At 45.0% G+C, this 16,867-nt stretch carries 18 protein-coding genes and 1 riboswitch; of the genes, 17 read left to right on the plus strand and 1 reads right to left on the minus strand.

The window, feature by feature from the left end; genetic code table 11:
* Positions 1-3 precede the first annotated feature (3 nt).
* The 7 genes from sigF (at position 4) to spoVAE (ending at position 4,049) form a co-directional block, all read left to right on the plus strand.
* Complete coding sequence (gene sigF, locus BMX69_RS04580; RefSeq protein ID WP_025232429.1) at positions 4-717, plus strand: RNA polymerase sporulation sigma factor SigF; 714 nt, start codon at positions 4-6, stop codon at positions 715-717.
* Positions 718-779: 62 nt separating this feature from the next.
* On the plus strand, positions 780-941 hold the full coding sequence (locus BMX69_RS24355; protein ID WP_166433172.1) for a hypothetical protein: 162 nt from the start codon (positions 780-782) through the stop codon (positions 939-941).
* A complete protein-coding gene (locus tag BMX69_RS04585) occupies positions 938-1,564 on the plus strand; it encodes a stage V sporulation protein AA (RefSeq protein ID WP_054789536.1) in 627 nt (208 codons plus the stop codon). Before BMX69_RS24355 ends, BMX69_RS04585 begins: the two co-directional genes overlap by 4 nt.
* On the plus strand, positions 1,551-1,979 hold the full coding sequence (locus tag BMX69_RS04590; RefSeq protein ID WP_334292476.1) for a stage V sporulation protein AB: 429 nt from the start codon (positions 1,551-1,553) through the stop codon (positions 1,977-1,979). The genes BMX69_RS04585 and BMX69_RS04590 overlap by 14 nt, the downstream gene beginning before the upstream one ends.
* Before the next feature lie 40 nt (positions 1,980-2,019).
* Positions 2,020-2,472, plus strand: a complete 453-nt coding sequence (locus BMX69_RS04595) for a SpoVA/SpoVAEb family sporulation membrane protein (RefSeq protein ID WP_100041685.1) — start codon at positions 2,020-2,022, stop codon at positions 2,470-2,472.
* A 32-nt stretch (positions 2,473-2,504) separates the two neighbouring features.
* Entirely contained in the window at positions 2,505-3,524 is a 1,020-nt protein-coding gene (spoVAD, locus tag BMX69_RS04600; RefSeq protein WP_054789539.1) for a stage V sporulation protein AD, read from the plus strand.
* A 168-nt stretch (positions 3,525-3,692) separates the two neighbouring features.
* A complete protein-coding gene (gene spoVAE / locus BMX69_RS04605) occupies positions 3,693-4,049 on the plus strand; it encodes a stage V sporulation protein AE (protein ID WP_025232434.1) in 357 nt (118 codons plus the stop codon).
* An 83-nt stretch (positions 4,050-4,132) separates the two neighbouring features.
* Here spoVAE and BMX69_RS04610 read toward each other — a convergent pair whose 3' ends face one another.
* Positions 4,133-6,784: a transglycosylase domain-containing protein gene (locus BMX69_RS04610; RefSeq protein WP_100041686.1), complete on the minus strand. Its 2,652-nt coding sequence runs from the start codon at positions 6,782-6,784 to the stop codon at positions 4,133-4,135.
* Between the two features lie 265 nt (positions 6,785-7,049).
* On the opposite strand from BMX69_RS04610, the gene BMX69_RS04615 reads away from it, so the two are divergent.
* From BMX69_RS04615 to purF, 10 genes are all read left to right on the plus strand, one after another.
* Positions 7,050-7,706, plus strand: a complete 657-nt coding sequence (locus tag BMX69_RS04615; RefSeq protein ID WP_054789540.1) for a YigZ family protein — start codon at positions 7,050-7,052, stop codon at positions 7,704-7,706.
* 238 nt (positions 7,707-7,944) lie between these two features.
* A complete protein-coding gene (typA, locus tag BMX69_RS04620; RefSeq protein WP_100041687.1) occupies positions 7,945-9,777 on the plus strand; it encodes a translational GTPase TypA in 1,833 nt (610 codons plus the stop codon).
* Positions 9,778-9,989: 212 nt separating this feature from the next.
* The gene (locus BMX69_RS04625) at positions 9,990-10,616 is read left to right on the plus strand and encodes a single-stranded DNA-binding protein (RefSeq protein ID WP_025232438.1); all 627 of its coding nucleotides are present in this window, start codon (positions 9,990-9,992) and stop codon (positions 10,614-10,616) included.
* A gap of 169 nt (positions 10,617-10,785) precedes the next feature.
* Positions 10,786-11,289, plus strand: coding sequence for a cob(I)yrinic acid a,c-diamide adenosyltransferase (locus BMX69_RS04630; RefSeq protein WP_054789541.1), 504 nt, complete (start codon positions 10,786-10,788; stop codon positions 11,287-11,289).
* 23 nt (positions 11,290-11,312) lie between these two features.
* Positions 11,313-11,487, plus strand: a riboswitch (Lysine riboswitch).
* 177 nt (positions 11,488-11,664) lie between these two features.
* Positions 11,665-12,549, plus strand: a complete 885-nt coding sequence (gene dapA / locus BMX69_RS04635; protein WP_054789630.1) for a 4-hydroxy-tetrahydrodipicolinate synthase — start codon at positions 11,665-11,667, stop codon at positions 12,547-12,549.
* 38 nt (positions 12,550-12,587) lie between these two features.
* Positions 12,588-13,346 carry a 4-hydroxy-tetrahydrodipicolinate reductase gene (dapB, locus tag BMX69_RS04640; RefSeq protein ID WP_100041688.1) on the plus strand — a complete coding sequence of 253 codons (759 nt, stop codon included), beginning with the start codon at positions 12,588-12,590 and terminating at the stop codon, positions 13,344-13,346.
* A gap of 76 nt (positions 13,347-13,422) precedes the next feature.
* Positions 13,423-13,737, plus strand: coding sequence for a hypothetical protein (locus BMX69_RS04645; protein WP_054789542.1), 315 nt, complete (start codon positions 13,423-13,425; stop codon positions 13,735-13,737).
* A gap of 202 nt (positions 13,738-13,939) precedes the next feature.
* Positions 13,940-14,311 carry a hypothetical protein gene (locus BMX69_RS04650; protein ID WP_147297052.1) on the plus strand — a complete coding sequence of 124 codons (372 nt, stop codon included), beginning with the start codon at positions 13,940-13,942 and terminating at the stop codon, positions 14,309-14,311.
* A gap of 146 nt (positions 14,312-14,457) precedes the next feature.
* Positions 14,458-15,165 (plus strand): phosphoribosylaminoimidazolesuccinocarboxamide synthase, encoded by a 708-nt coding sequence (gene purC / locus BMX69_RS04655; RefSeq protein ID WP_100041689.1) that lies wholly within the window; start codon positions 14,458-14,460, stop codon positions 15,163-15,165.
* Positions 15,166-15,292: 127 nt separating this feature from the next.
* Complete coding sequence (gene purF, locus BMX69_RS04660) at positions 15,293-16,735, plus strand: amidophosphoribosyltransferase (RefSeq protein WP_054789544.1); 1,443 nt, start codon at positions 15,293-15,295, stop codon at positions 16,733-16,735.
* The last annotated feature ends 132 nt before the right edge of the window (positions 16,736-16,867 follow it).

Genomic DNA, 16,867 nt, shown 5'->3' on the forward strand with positions numbered 1-16,867 from the left:
CTTATGGATGAGACCATGAGATTGATAGAAATGGCTCACGAAGGAGATAAAGCGGCAAGGGATCAGCTTGTGACCGACAATTTCGGGCTGGTTTGGAGCATTGTACGCAGATTTACAGGGCGTGGTTATGAACCTGAGGATTTGTTTCAAATCGGCAGCATTGGCTTAATGAAAGCCATTGATAAATTTGACTTATCCTATGAGGTGAAATTTTCCACTTATGCGGTGCCCATGATAACAGGAGAGATCAAACGCTTTTTAAGAGACGACGGAATGATCAAGGTCAGCCGCTCCATAAAGGAAATGGGCCTTAAAGTAAAAAACGTCAGGGAAGAGTTAGTGTATCGTTTTGGAAGAGAACCTACGTTGGAAGAAATTGCAGGAGAAATAGGGGCCAGCAAAGAAGAAGTGGCAGCATCCATCGAGGCGGGCGCGGAAGTGGAATCCTTATACCGGTCTGTTAACAAAAATGACGAAAACAGCATTTTACTCATTGATAAAATTGAAGAGGAAAGTTCCGCCCAGGAAGAACTATTAAACCGCATGGTTCTTCGGGAACTTTTAACGGCGCTTTCCGATAAGGACAGAGAAATTATTATCAGGCGTTATTATTATAATGAGACTCAAAGTCAAATTGCCGCAAAGCTTGGAATATCTCAGGTTCAGGTTTCCAGACTGGAAAAAAAGATTTTAAAACAGATGCGGGAAAAATTGTAGAATAAAATATTTTATACGGCTCATACTAGCTTTGAAAACCAGAGAAAAGGATGTGAGCACGTATGGAATCCATAAAACATAAGCTTGTCATGGCGCTTCTTGTGTTATGCCTGATTGCAGTAGCCGCTGCTATCTGGTATATGATTGCGGTTATGCCGGATGGAACAGAAAAAGAAGGGACGCTTGTAGAAGCCATTCCGGGATGGGAGATGATGGTTTCATGAGCAAGACCGTTTATTTGAATATCAGCCAGATTACAGAGGTGCGGCATAAGGATATCCAGTTAAAGGATGTGGCAGATGTTTATTGCGACGATTCTGCCATCATGAATAAGTGTAAAGCCCTTCGGATCAAGACCATCCATTTGGACCGTAACAAGCGGTATATAGAAAAAACTCTGGATGTAATCCAGAAACTGATGGAAATGGATTCGACTCTTCAGATCAATAACGTGGGGGAGGTAGACTTTATCATAGACTACCATAAGCCCAAATCACCCATGTGGGTCTGGCAGTGGATCAAAACCATTTTTGTCTGTATCGTATGTTTCTGCGGTGCATCCTTTGCCATTATGACCTTTAATAATGATGCCAGTGTTACGGACGTTTTTAAGGAAATTTACCGGATCATCATGAAGCAGGAGTCAAGCGGATTCACGATTTTGGAGGTCAGCTATTCCGTTGGACTGACTATTGGAATTGTGGGATTCTTCAATCATTTCGCAAAATACAAGATCAATACCGATCCAACTCCGCTGGAGGTGGAAATGCGGCTTTACGAAGACAATATCAGTAAGACCCTGATCCAGAACGATGGAAGAAAGGAGTCGGATATTGATGTTTCTTAGAGAAGTATTTCTTGTTTTTATTGGGCTCAGCGCTGGCGGCATTATAGCAGCCGGCGTTTTTGCTTTTTTGGTAATTATTGGTGTATTTCCAAGATTGATCGGAGCGACCAACACAAAAAAGCACATATTGCTATTTGAATCGGTCATCATACTTGGCGGTGTGCTTGGGAATGTATGGGATATTTATGAAATTCCCATAGGGTTTGGCGGAAATCTGGCTCTTGGAATATATGGACTTTCCGTTGGAATCTTTGTGGGAATCCTTGTCATGTCCCTTGCGGAGACGTTGAAAGCCCTGCCAGTCATCGGCCGAAGGATTCATCTGGCTGTTGGTCTGCAATATTTGATCCTTTCCCTGGGGCTTGGCAAATTGATCGGTTCTTTGATCTATTTTACAGCGAATTTTGGACAGTAGCATCAGGAAAAGGATTGTATGGACGAGAAGGAGAAAAATAATGGAAATAAACAAAAAAGCTTATGAAGCTTATGTAAAACAGGTGACTCCGGTGCACAAAAAGTGGCCGGGGATTATAAAGGCTTTTCTGGTGGGGGGAATCATATGCGCCCTTGGCCAGTATATTACAACCTTATTCATGAATACAGGTCTGGAAAAGGAAGCGGCCTCTGCCTGGACCACTCTGGTTCTGATTGCAGCCACTGTCATCCTGACCGGACTTAATATTTACCCTAAGATTACAAAGTTTGGCGGAGCAGGAGCTTTGGTACCAATCACGGGTTTTGCCAATTCCGTTGTGGCTCCGGCTGTGGAATTTAAGGCAGAGGGCCAGGTGTTCGGTATCGGTTGTAAAATCTTTACCATTGCCGGTCCTGTCATATTATACGGGATATTAAGCTCCTGGGTCCTTGGAATCATCGCCTATGTATTAAAGGCCTTTCAAATGCTGTAGGAATGAACCGGTCAGAGAAATGGAGAGAGAAAATGCAGATAGGAAAAGCAAGTATTAGATTTGAAGAACCCCCGATTATCGAAAGCATGGCTTCCATAGTCGGTAAAAAAGAAGGCCAGGGTCCCTTGGGAAGTTTGTTCGATGTGGTAGAGCAGGATGACATGTTTGGGTCGGATAACTGGGAAAAGGCAGAAAGTGCCCTTCAAAAACAGACAGCTGATCTGGCCATTGAAAAGGGAGATATCCGGAAAAAGGACATCCGATATTTATTTGCAGGAGACTTACTGGGCCAGCTGATCGCCACATCCTTTGGAACGGTAGATTTAGAAATTCCCTTATTCGGTTTGTTCGGAGCCTGTTCCACCATGGGAGAAGCCCTCAATCTGGGGGCTATGACCGTGGCAGGAGGCTATGCGGATAAAGTCATGGCCATGGCTTCCAGCCATTTTGCAACGGCTGAAAAGCAATTCCGTTTCCCGCTGGGATATGGAAACCAGAGGCCGTTTTCCTCCTCTTGGACTGTCACCGGCTGCGGTGCGGTGGTACTCACCAAGTACAGAAAAGAAGGAATCGCAGCCATCACTGGAATCACTACCGGACGCATGGTGGATATGGGCATCAAAGACTCCATGAATATGGGGGCAGCCATGGCTCCTGCCGCCTTCCATACCATACAGCAGAATTTTGATGATTTTCAGGTGGATGAATCCTATTATGACAAAATCATAACAGGAGATTTAGGCCAGATCGGCCGGACGATCCTGCTTGATTTTATGAAGAATAAAGGACATGACTTAGAAAAGATCCACACGGATTGCGGGATCGAGATATTTAACAGCGAAGACCAGGATACTCATGCAGGAGGAAGCGGCTGTGGATGTGCGGCTTCCACCCTTTGCTCCTATATCCTTCCTAAAGTTCAAAATGGTACGTGGAAACGAGTCCTGTTCGTGCCCACCGGTGCCCTCCTTTCCACAGTGAGCTTTAACGAAGGTGAGACGATCCCTGGAATCGCCCATGCAGTTGTGATCGAAAATATGGGAAACCTATAGCCAAGCAGAAATATTTGTGCGGTTTGTGGGTGGGAGCTTGCTCACTAAGCACAAACCGTGCAAATATTTCTATAGGGCGCAGCCCGCATTCATAATTTGGCGATGCTTTTTCGCCAAATTATGAATGGTATGGCGAACACATTAACAGTTGAAAGAAAGGAGACATCCATGGAATACTTGAAAGCATTTTTAGTAGGAGGAGCGATCTGCGCCCTGGTGCAGATATTAATGGATAATACAAAACTGATGCCCGGACGAATCATGGTACTTCTGGTAGTGACTGGAAGCATCCTGGGCGCGATTGGTATCTACCAGCCTTTTGCTGACTGGGCCGGAGCCGGGGCAACGGTTCCTCTTCTTGGCTTTGGAAACACCTTATGGAAAGGGGTTTCAAAGAGCATGGGAGAGGATGGATTCTTAGGAATCTTTAAAGGGGGATTTACTGCAAGCGCTGTAGGAATCTCCGGAGCTCTGATTTTCGGTTACCTGGGATCCATTTTATTTAAGCCTAAAATGAAGAGCTGATACGATCAGGAAGGAACATAGTTCTGTTACAAAAAGGGTGCCTTAAAAACCAATTTGGTTTTTAAGGCACCTTTATGTTTTTCTTAATAGCCTCCCCAGGGAGGAATCTGCGTTGTGCCGCCAGGATTTTGAGGTGTATGCCCAGGTCCATACTGCTGCGGAAGGCCGCTTGGTGAATCCAGATTATCTCCCGGAGGAAGGATAATGGAGTTTGCAGAATGAATGGTGCAATAACCTGGCATTGCGAATTTGGAGTCATCCGTTGCTCCTTCTTCTCCCGCAGGAATTGCCATGAATATGGCAGTGGTCCGTTCCGGACAGTAAGGAGTTGGCAAACGGTGGGATACGGAGCAGACCGTTGCACGTACATGATTGTTGCATACGTCGGTGGGAACCGTACCTTTAGCAAAATATTCCGTGTATACCGCATTGCCTCTTGGGTCGTTGTTACAGACGCCTGAGACTGCCAGTTTGCCGGATTTACGGCAGATCTGAGCGGTTTCAACGCTGTCAGGCACCGGAAAGCCAGGATCAGACATTCCTTCATGGACCCTGGTCATGATCTTCCGCCATATGGCTTTGTGGAAGGAGGTGCCTCCATTTTGTTTCGTCAGTTTCTGGTTGTCGTCACAGCCGGCCCAGATACCAGCGGTATAATAAGGAGTGTAGCCTACGAACCAGATATCATTGTTTGCGGAGGTGGTACCGCTTTTTCCTGCTCCTGACATGCCGGGAATGCGAGCGGAAGCGCTGGTGGAACCTGGTCCCGAGCTTGAGAACTTTCTGCTGCTTTCCATGGAACCAGCCATGGCATCAGTTAATAGGAATGCGGTGGAATCCTTTAATACCCGGTGGGTTTCCGGCGTATTGTCAATTAACACCTTCCCGTCATGATCCAGTATTCTGGTAAAAAATATGGGCTTTTTGTAAACGCCGCCGTTGGCGATGGTAGCAAAGGCGCCGGTCAGTTCTAAGTTGGAAACACCGGTGGTGATTCCTCCAAGGGCCAGAGCCGGGTTATAATCGGTATCGGTTAAGGAGTTAATTCCGAAATTCTTCGCATATTCCACACCAAGCTGAGGCGTTACGGTTTCCATCAGGCAGCGGACTGCCACGATGTTCATGGAGTAGATAATTCCATCACGTATGCTGGAATAGCCTTGATAACCGGAGCTGTACCAGTTGGAGAAGGTCTTATTGCCCACCGTATAGACGGAATCATAATAAACAGATCCCAGGGTGGCTCCGCAGGTGTCTATGGCAGGGGCAAAGGCTGTCAGAATCTTAAAGGTTGAACCTGGCTGACGGTATGTGCCGCTGGCCCGGTTTAAAGTTAAGCTGGCTGTTTTTTGTCCCCGTCCGCCGCTTATGGCTTTTACCTCTCCGCTTTTCTGGTCCATGAGAACAAAGGAAGCCTGAGGCTGCAGTGTCTTGTGGAGGCTTTCCCCTAAAATGGTATCCCCGTCTTTTAAAAGATAAGCCTTGTATCCGTCTATATCGGCCTGGACTGCCTCTTCGGAATTATATAAGCCGTCAAATCCCGTATCTCCGTTTTCCTTGTGATAACGTTTGATATTTTCTTCGGAGTAATGGGTGGTCGTTCCATCCTTATGCGTGACAGACAGCCTGTATTCAACGGAATATCTGGCAGCAGAGTAGTTTTCAGGATTGTTGATTTCTTCGTCAACAATGGCCTGAATCGCAGGATCCTGAGTGGTATAAATCGACAAGCCGCCGCTGTAAAGCATGTTGTGGGCCTGGGTGTCCGTATAACCTAACTGGTCCTTCATGGCTTTTTTGACCTGCTCCACCAGTTCATCTGTAAAATAGCTGTATGGGGTAGAGGTTTCCTTGGTGGCGGTATCTACGTTCTGGATCCTGGAATAAACATCATCGGACAGGGCTTCATCTTCTTCCTGCTTTGTGATATATCCCTGGTCATGCATATACTGAAGAATAACCTTTTGCTTGTCCGAATTGGCTTTTTGCCCTGTGATCGGGTTGAATTTTGAAGGGTTCTGGGTGATCCCTGCAAGGACTGCGCATTCTGATAAGGTTAAGTCCGATATGTTCTTATTGAAGTATCTTCTGGCAGCCACCTTAACTCCCAGGGAATTGTTTCCCAGGTTAATGGTATTCATATAGTTGGTTATGATCTGTTCCTTGGACATGGCCTCATCCAGCTTAATGGCTAAAAACCACTCCTGCAGCTTTCGCTCCAGCCGTTCCCCGAAGCTTTTTTCCATGCCGCCACCGAATACGCTGTTTTTAATTAACTGCTGGGTAATGGTGCTTCCCCCGCCTGCGGTGGAATCGCCTGTCAGTACACCCCTGACGGCGCGGAGAATGGAACGCAAATCGATTCCATTGTGCTCCCAAAATCGGGAATCCTCATAGGAAACAAAAGCATTGACGAGATTCTTCGGAAGTTCCTCATAACTGGCTTCCTCCCGGTTGGAACCTGCAGTTACCAAAGTTTCAGTGACGTTGCCGGCGCTGTCATAGACTGTTGTTGCATATTCATTTGGAACAATGGTTTCGATATCTACGTCAGGAGCATTGTCTATGATTCCTTTTACCATGCCGAAACAGATGCTGGCAACAACAATGCTGCCGAATAAGCATAGCACAAATAGACTCTTTAAAAATGCAAGAAAGACCTTAGTGGTATATTTCCTTGCTTTTGAATTGGCAGATCGGATCTTTTTTTCTGTTGATTGTTTGCCATAATTCATAGGAAATCTCCTTTCCACTTTACTGCCCATGGTTTTTGGGCATAAAGGTATACCCGCAGGGTGTTTCCACTTTACTGCCAATGGTTTTTGGGCATAAAGGTATGCCTGCAAGGCATTACCGGTTTATTATACCAAAAATTGTCGTGCAATTCAACACCTACCATTTTTGGAGATAATCCGGCAAAATATACATGGAAGCTTGCCTGGGCTTATACTTTTGGGTATAATGGGGGTGATTGGTTAAAAAGAAGAAATGAGGAAGTTTATGAGAAAGTCTTACAGGATTTTATATCAGGGCGGCACAGGAGAAATTACAGAGAAAAAATCCCGGTTCATAGCTAATTTAAAACCTGTGGAATCTGAGGAAGAAGCGCTGGCATTTATAGAGGAAACAAGAAAAAGGTATTGGGATGCAAGACATAACTGCTACGCCTGGATTGTCGGGAGGGGTGGGGAGGAAAAACGCCTGAGTGACGACGGGGAGCCCAGCCAGACTGCGGGAAAACCCATGATGGATGTTCTGGAAGGTGAAAAGCTTGTAAACCTCTGTGCAGTGGTGACCCGTTACTTTGGAGGGACTCTTCTTGGAACAGGAGGCCTGGTAAGAGCTTATTCAAAGGCAGTGCAGGAAGGGCTAAAGAATTGTACGGCTTTAACCGCAGAACCGGCGGTGAAGCTTTCTGTTACTACGGATTATAACGGAATTGGAAAGATCCAGTATCTTCTGGGACAGCGGGAAATCACGACTCTTGGAACTGAATATACAGACCGGGTGGAGCTTACAGCCCTGGTTCCTGAGGAGGCCTTAGATAAGCTTCGGGCCGATATTACAGAGGTGACAGGCGGGAGAGCAGGACTCCTTCTTTCAGGAGAGGTCTACTACGGTATTTTTAATAAAGAGGTGATTCTGTTTCCAGGATAAAAAAGGAAGGCTTTATGAAACTGTCGAAAAAAGAAGAAAAAATCTTGCAATATGAAATATAGGATGATATACTGGATAATCGTGATAATGTAAATGAAACTAAGGGCAGAGTTGGTCCTTAGTTTTTTATGATATGGGAACAGGATTGCCTGTATTATAAAAATGTACTTTGGCCGGTATATCCTCCGGGAGGCCGGGGTACATTCTTTGTTTAAAGAAGAGAAAGAAGAGTACATTTATGAAGATGAAAAGAGAAGACGTAAGAAATGTGGCGATTATTGCCCACGTCGATCATGGTAAAACAACACTGGTAGACGCCCTGCTTAAGCAAAGCGGCATATTCCGCGAGAATCAGGAAGTCGTGGAGCGTGTAATGGATTCCAATGATATCGAGAGAGAGCGGGGAATCACCATTTTATCCAAGAATACGGCTGTTCATTACAACGGAACCAAGATCAACATCATTGATACCCCTGGCCACGCGGATTTCGGCGGCGAGGTGGAGCGTGTTTTAAAGATGGTAGACGGCGTAATCCTGGTTGTAGATGCTTATGAAGGAGTTATGCCTCAGACAAAATTCGTGCTTCGGAAAGCATTGGAGCTGGGACTTTCAGTGGTAACCTGCATCAATAAGATTGACCGTCCGGAGGCAAGGCCCATGGAGGTAGAGGAAGAAGTATTGGAGCTTCTCATGGACCTTGATGCCAGCGAAGAACAGCTAGATTGTCCGTTTGTCTATGCTTCCGCTAAGGCCGGATTTGCTAAAAAAGACCTTGATGACCAGGAAACCGACATGGCCCCCTTGTTTATGACTATTATTGATCATATACCGGCTCCGGAGGGGGATCCGGATGCAAATACCCAGCTGCTGATCAGCACCATTGACTACAATGAATACGTTGGACGTATCGGCGTGGGCAAGGTGGATAACGGCAGGATCAGAGTGAACCAGGAGTGCGTGATCGTAAACCATCATGATCCGGATAAATTCCGTAAGGTTAAAGTTGGAAAGCTGTATGAATACGAAGGCCTTAATAAGGTAGAGGTTCAGGAAGCTACCATCGGTGCCATTGTTGCCATTTCCGGAATTTCGGATATCCACATCGGTGATACCCTTTGCTCTCCGGAAAAACCGGAGGCGATTCCGTTCCAGAAGATCTCAGAGCCTACGATCGCCATGAATTTCATGGTAAATGACAGCCCTCTTGCCGGACAGGAAGGAAAATACATCACCTCCCGTCATATCAGAGAGCGCTTATTCAGGGAATTGAATACGGATGTCAGCCTCCGGGTGGAAGAGACCGATTCTCCGGACTGCTTTAAGGTATCCGGCCGCGGGGAGCTTCATCTGTCTGTTTTGATCGAGAATATGAGAAGAGAAGGCTTTGAATTCGCTGTCAGCAAGGCTGAAGTTTTGTACCATTATGATGAGAGAAACCACAAGTTAGAGCCCATGGAGATCGCTTATGTTGACGTTCCTGAGGAATTTACCGGAGCAGTCATTCAGAAGCTTACAAGCCGTAAGGGAGAGCTTCAGGGCATGAGTCCTGCCAATGGAGGCTACACAAGACTGGAATTTGCAATTCCTTCCAGAGGTCTGATCGGCTACCGGGGAGAGTTCATGACGGATACAAAAGGAAACGGAATCATGAATACGTCTTTTGACGGCTATGCAACCTTTAAGGGAGAGTTATCCTACCGTAAGACAGGATCCCTGATCGCTTATGAGTCAGGAGAATCCATTACCTACGGCTTGTTCAGCGCCCAGGAAAGAGGAAGCCTGTTTATCGGGCCTGGAGTAAAGGTTTATTCCGGCATGGTTATCGGCCAGAATCCAAAGGCAGAAGACATCGAAATCAATGTTTGTAAGACGAAAAAACTGACCAACACCCGTTCCTCCAGTGCAGATGAGGCTCTTAAGCTGACACCTCCAAGGGATATGAGTCTGGAACAGTGTCTTGACTTTATTGATACCGATGAACTTTTGGAAATCACTCCTTCAAACCTTCGGATCAGAAAGAAAATTTTAGATCCTACCTTGAGAAAAAGGTCATCTATTAATAAAAAGTAATTGACGTAAATTGTAATTTAAAGGAGGATACTGCCTTCGTTCGCCGAATATTCGGCAAAGAAGCAGTATCTTCTTTTATTTTCCGGCGCATCCTGCCCTGATGTGTCGATATTTTTGGATTGTTTTCTATCATTTTAGAGCATTCTCTCACATAAATTTAATATTAGCTGTGAAGCATATTAGCAAATAAGTGAAAGAAGAGGGGAAATACAATGTCAGAAAAAATGATTGAAAACAACAAAGTGAGCGTCATCGGAGAGATCGTCTCCGGCTTCACCTTCAGCCATGAAGTATTTGGAGAAGGATTCTATATGGTGGATGTTGCGGTAAATCGTCTTAGTGAACAGGCAGATATCATACCGCTCATGATTTCAGAACGTCTTATAGACGTGGAAGGAGATTACTCAGGCTTAACGGTGGAAGCCATTGGTCAGTTCCGTTCCTATAATCGTCATGAAGGAACAAAAAACCGGCTGGTGCTTTCTGTTTTTGTGAGAGAAGTTCATTTTATAGAAGAGTTTACGGATTATACAAAGACCAATCAAATTTTTCTGGATGGATACATATGCAAAGCCCCCATTTACAGAAAAACACCTTTGGGAAGGGAAATTGCGGACCTGCTCCTTGCTGTTAACCGCCCATACGGGAAATCAGATTACATACCCTGCATCGCTTGGGGTAGAAATGCCAGATATGCTTCCGGATTCACAGTAGGAACAAGAGTAAAAGTATGGGGAAGAGTCCAGAGCAGGGAATACACCAAAAAGTTAACTGAAACAGAGTGTGAAAAAAGAGTGGCTTATGAAGTATCAGTCAGCAAACTGGAATGTGCGGAGTAAACGCTGTTATTTATAAATATGTGGAACGCCTTACAGACATGCCTTTTCGCTGGGAAATATTAAGGAAATGGTAAGAAAACTTGCAAAAGTATTAAAATTATGATACTATAATCAGGTTCTAACATAATATGTAAATAATTGCTTTTTAGCTGTTATGAGGTGCTTAAGGATGAATAAAGGTGCGATACAGGTTATATGCGGGGAAGGTAAAGGAAAGACTGCAGCCGCTATGGGTATGGGAATCGGAGCTCTGACAAAAAACAAAACTGTGATCATGATACAGTTTTTAAAGGGCTGCCCCGGCCGGGATTCTTTTGATATTATGAAACGCATGGAACCTGAGATGAAAATATTCCGGTTTGAAAAGTCCGATTGCTTTTTTGAAAGCCTTTCTAAAGAACAGCAGGAAGAGGAGCGGATGAATATCCGCAACGGTCTGAATTTCGCCAGAAAGGTCGTATCAACAGGAGAATGCGATATGCTGATCCTGGATGAAATCCTCGGACTTCTGGACCAGAAGATCATAGAAGCAGAGGAACTTGCAAAGCTGCTTCAGTCCAAAGTTGATGAGATGGAAGTCATATTAACCGGTAAGGTTTTTCAAAAGGAAATGGAACCGTATGTAGACAGTATTCTGGAAATCAACCATGTTAAAGTTGACAACACAATATAATAATGATAGTATGGTAACATACATATTAGAGTAGAGGTTGCGTTGCTTATAAGTACCCTGTCCGATGTATCAGGTACAGATGAGGGCAGGGGGAAGGAAGAAACGCCGAAGAACGGTATGGCCTGAGCATGCTTGTTCTGGGCATATGGTTAAGAGCCATATGACTGTCATCCTTTTGGATGGGGAGCTACTTAAAGAAGGATGAGATTACCAGATTCTAAACTTTAAGAGCTGACCCTGTTGTCAGCTCTATTTTTAATTCATAGGAGTTTAAGTCCGGTGAAAGAAAAACGCTTCGTTACGGATGCGTACGACCCGCATGGGCCGGATGAAAGTTTACTGAGTATGATGAAAAAGAATCAGGAGGAAGATATCATGGCAATTTATGAAGGCGCAGGTGTAGCTCTTGTCACACCATTTAAGGAAAACAGGGAGGTAAACTATGAGAAGCTGGAGGAACTGGTAGAAGAACAGATTGCTCTGGGAACGGACTCTATCATTGCATGCGGTACAACAGGCGAGGCGTCCACCATGACTCATGAGGAACATTTGGACGTGATCAAATTCGTATGCCAAGTAACGAAAAAGCGGATCCCAGTCATTGCAGGAACCGGTTCTAATTGCACGGAGACGGCTGTTTACCTGTCTGAAGAGGCGGAAAAACACGGTGCTGACGGGCTGCTTCTCGTATCTCCTTATTACAATAAGGCAACTCAGAATGGACTGAAGGCTCACTTTAAAGCAGTCGCTGATATGGTGAAGATCCCTATTCTTCTTTACAATATCCCTGGAAGAACTGGGGTAACCATTGCGGCTGAGACCATAGCGGATTTATGCTTACATGTCACTAACATTGTAGGGGTAAAGGAAGCCAGCGGTAACTTTTCAGCCATAGCGGATATCATGAACCTTACGGACGGCCGTGTGGATTTATATTCCGGCAATGACGATCAGATCGTCCCCATGCTGTCCCTGGGAGGAAAAGGCGTTATTTCCGTCCTTTCCAACATTGCGCCTTCCCAGACCCATGAAATCTGTGAGTCTTATTTTAAGGGAGATGTAAAACGAAGCGCTGCACTTCAGCTTGCTGCTATCCCTCTTATCAATGCCTTGTTCTGTGAGGTTAATCCCATTCCTGTTAAGGCTGCCCTGAATCTTATGGGAAAGGCTGCAGGTCCTATGCGTCTGCCTCTTACTGAGATGGAACCTAAGAATCAGGAACGCTTAAGAGAAGCCATGAAAGCGTATGGAATTTTATAATCAGTGAACGATATACCTATAGAAGAAAAGAGGATTACATGATTAGGATGATAATGCACGGCTGTAATGGGGCCATGGGTCAGGTGGTATCCCAGATTGCAGCAGAGGAAACGAATATAGCCATTGTTGCGGGAATTGATCCCCATGATACCATGCAGAACCGGTATCCGGTATTTCCGTCGCTGGAAGCCTGTGGGGAAGAGGCGGATGTGATCGTGGATTTTACCTCCTCTAAAGCAGTAGACAGCCTTCTTGATTACAGTGTTAAGAAAAAAATACCTGTGGTAGTTTGTACCACCGGACTATCGGACGAACAGATAAAAAAGCTTGAGGAGGCTTCCAGTCATGTTGCAGTCCTTAGGTCCGCCAATATGTCTCTTGGGGTCAACCTGCTTATGAAACTGGTAAAAGAGGCAGCCCAGGTCCTTGCGGCCTCGGGATTTGATATTGAAATACTGGAAAAGCACCACAATAAAAAGCTTGATTCCCCAAGCGGGACGGCTCTTGCCCTGGCGGATTCCATTAATGAGGCCATGGATCAGGAATATCATTATGTTTATGACAGAAGCCAGGTAAGAAAGCCCAGAGACAAAAAAGAAATCGGAATCCAGTCTGTCCGCGGCGGAACGATTGTCGGGGAACATGATGTGATTTTTGCCGGAACGGATGAAATCATTACCTTTCATCACACCGCATATTCCAAGGCGATTTTTGCAAAAGGCGCTGTTTCTGCGGCAAAATTCCTTGCAGGAAAAGCTCCGGGATTATATACCATGAAAGATGTTATAAAATCATAAATTTTCCAATATCTTCCACCATAATTCGTTCTTCCTTTACACATACTAATCGTAGAAAATGAAAGGAGAATGTATTATGAAAAGGATAAAACCTTATGCAATTACCCTTATTGTCATTATGACAGTAATGTGTCTGACTGCTTGCGGAACCACAAAAGGAAATAAGGGAACCTCAGCAGGCACCACTGGTGCAACAACCCAGACAACTGCAGCAGTAACAACCAAAGCTACTACTGAAACTACTACTGTAACTGGAACTACAGGTACAGGAGCAGCAAATGAGAGCACTGGTGTGATTAACGGTGTTGTTAATGATGTAGAAAAAGGGGTTGACAAAATTACAGGTGAAACTAATGGCCAGCCTACTACAGGAGCCACAAAAGCACCATAATAGAACGAGATCAGCAATAAAAAAGCTTCAGGCATGGAATCAATGCTTGAAGCTTTTTTTATTATAAGATATAATATAATTGAAACACATCTTACAATATTAAATAACGGTTCTATTTTTTATCAGAAAGACCATATTCTGGCCAATTATTCAGTGATTATGCCATAATAACAAGCCTTCCCGGCAGAGAGGCAAAATGTCCATGAAAAGGAAAATTGATTATTTTAAATATCAGCGGTATAATAATAAAAGGAAGAAGCCGTGGAGAAGTCTTAAACAAGCGATTCCTCAAAAGGAAGGTTTAAATATCCGCCTGAGAAAAGGCTTACTGCTTGTAATCCTTTTGGAAGCGGCAGTATTTATCCTGCCGTACGGAGAAACATTTGCAAGTAATCCTCATGAATTCCTGCCTGTTCACAAAGAGGCGGAGGTTCATCAGGAATCGTTTATTGAAGCCTTTTGGGGCCGGAAAACCGGGGAGACTAAAGAACAGGGGCTTTCTGTTGACTGGAAGGAAGGTAAGGTTAAGTTATGGCAAAAAGTAGAGCGTGTGATCCTTCAGGGACCTGATTGAGAAACAAAATCATAGAAGGGTCATAAGTATTTATAATAATAAAACCAGTTGCAATCCTATTTTCACTGTATTATAATTTCTACTGAAACACCGTAGTTTTATTTGAAAATCTTATAAATTAATTCAGTAAAGGACAGGTGGATACCGTGGAAAAAAGAGAATTGCTGTATGAGGGAAAAGCGAAAAAGGTTTATACAACGGAGGATCCGGATGTATTGGTTGTTTCATACAAAGACGATGCCACAGCATTTAATGGCCTTAAAAAAGGCACCATTGTAGGGAAAGGTGCGGTCAACAACCGGATGACCAACTTTATTTTCAAAAAGCTGGAAGCCAAAGGCGTTCCCACTCATCTGGTGGAAGAGTTGAACGACCGGGAGACTGCAGTGAAGAAAGTGGAGATCATTCCCCTTGAGGTGATCATCAGAAACTATTCCGCTGGAAGCTTTGCCAAGAAGATGGGAATGGAAGAAGGCGTGAAATTCGCCTGTCCGACTCTTGAATTCAGTTATAAAAATGATGATCTGGGCGACCCGTTCATTAACGACTACTACGCATTGGCCCTTAATCTTTCCACTCAGGAAGAAATCGACAAAATAACGGAATATGCTTTTAAAGTAAATGAAGTACTGATAGAATATTTTGACGGTTTAAACATCGATTTGATTGACTTTAAGATAGAGTTCGGCCGTTATCATGGACAGGTCATTCTGGCTGACGAGATTTCTCCTGACACATGCAGGCTATGGGATAAGGATACCCATGAAAAGCTGGATAAGGACCGTTTCCGCAGGGATTTAGGAGGCGTGGAGGACGCATATGAGGAAGTGTTCCGCCGTCTTGGCATCCGGTAAACAGCATAGAGAGAAATACCTGCGGGTATACCTTTATGCCCAATAAAAACGGGCAGGAAAGAGGATCGCCCTACGGGTATACCTGTATGCCCAGAGGGTATGGGCAGAAAAGAGGAAAAGACATCAAATGAATAACGAATGGAATTTCAATTTTGAGGATGAGCTGCATGAGGAATGCGGCGTATTCGGAATGTACGATTTTGACGGCGGCGACGTTGCTTCCACCATTTATTATGGATTGCTTGCATTGCAGCACAGAGGCCAGGAGAGCTGCGGAATCGCGGTCAGCGATACCGGCAGTTCTAAGGCAAAGGTAAGCGCCCATAAGGGGATGGGGTTATGTAATGAGGTCTTTACACCGGAAATTTTAGAAGGCCTTTGCGGCGACATCGGCGTAGGTCATGTTCGTTATTCTACTGCAGGCAGCAGCACACGGGAGAATGCCCAGCCGCTTGTACTCAATTATCTGAAAGGAACATTGGCCATGGCTCATAACGGCAATCTGGTCAATGCACCGGAATTAAGACGAGAGCTTGAATATAACGGAGCCATTTTCCAGACGACGATTGATTCAGAGGTGATCGCTTACCACATTGCAAGGGAGAGAGTGAAAGCTGCAACCGTTGAGGCTGCTGTTGTAAATGCCATGAAAAAGCTTAAAGGGGCTTATTCCCTTGTCATAATGAGTCCCCGTAAGATAATCGGAGCCAGGGATCCTTATGGATTTAAGCCTCTGTGTATTGGAAAACGTGATAATGCCTATATCCTGGTATCGGAAAGCTGTGCCCTTGATACCCTTGGTGCAGAGTTTGTCCGGGACGTTTGCCCCGGGGAAGTCGTGACCATTACAAAGGAGGGAATCGCTTCTGATACAAGTCTTTGCCTTGTGGATAAGTCAAAAGAAGCCAGATGTATTTTTGAATATATTTATTTTGCCAGGCCGGACAGCGTGTTTGACGGTGTCAGCGTCTATCATTCCAGGATGTGCGCCGGCCGTGCGTTAGCGATGGATTCTCCGGTGGAGGCGGACCTTGTGGTCGGAGTTCCGGAATCAGGCAACGCCGCTGCACTGGGATATTCCCTTCAGTCCGGAATCCCTTATGGGACCGCTTTTGTAAAGAATTCTTATGTTGGCAGGACTTTTATAAAGCCCAAGCAGAGCAACCGGGAATCCGCGGTCAGAATTAAGCTTAATGTGTTAAAGGAAGCGGTAATGGGGAAGCGGGTCATCATGATCGACGATTCCATCGTCCGTGGAACTACCAGCGCCCTCATTGTCAATATGCTTCGGGAGTCAGGGGCAAAGGAGGTCCATATCCGGATCAGTTCCCCGCCATTTCTCCATCCCTGTTATTTCGGAACCGATATACCTAATGAGGATCAGCTGATGGCACATAACAGAACCATTGAAGAAATCCGGGATCTTCTGGGTGCGGATTCTCTGTCTTACTTAAAGATTGAACGGTTGAATGAAATGGCAGAGGGACTTCCGATCTGTACAGCATGCTTTAGCGGAGATTATCCCATTGAGCCGCCTAAGGAGGACATCCGGGGAGAATACATGGAGTAAAAATGGATATTAATAGAGACGGGGGCCGCCGTGATGACTGGGTTTATCCAGCCGGAGGGTCCCCGGTTTCTCTTCCCATCAAATAAAAAATATGTTACTATGAATGTAAATGAAGTCCAAGGAGGAATATAA

This window comes from Lacrimispora sphenoides JCM 1415 (genome assembly GCF_900105615.1).
Classification (GTDB): Bacteria; Bacillota; Clostridia; order Lachnospirales; family Lachnospiraceae; genus Lacrimispora; species Lacrimispora sphenoides.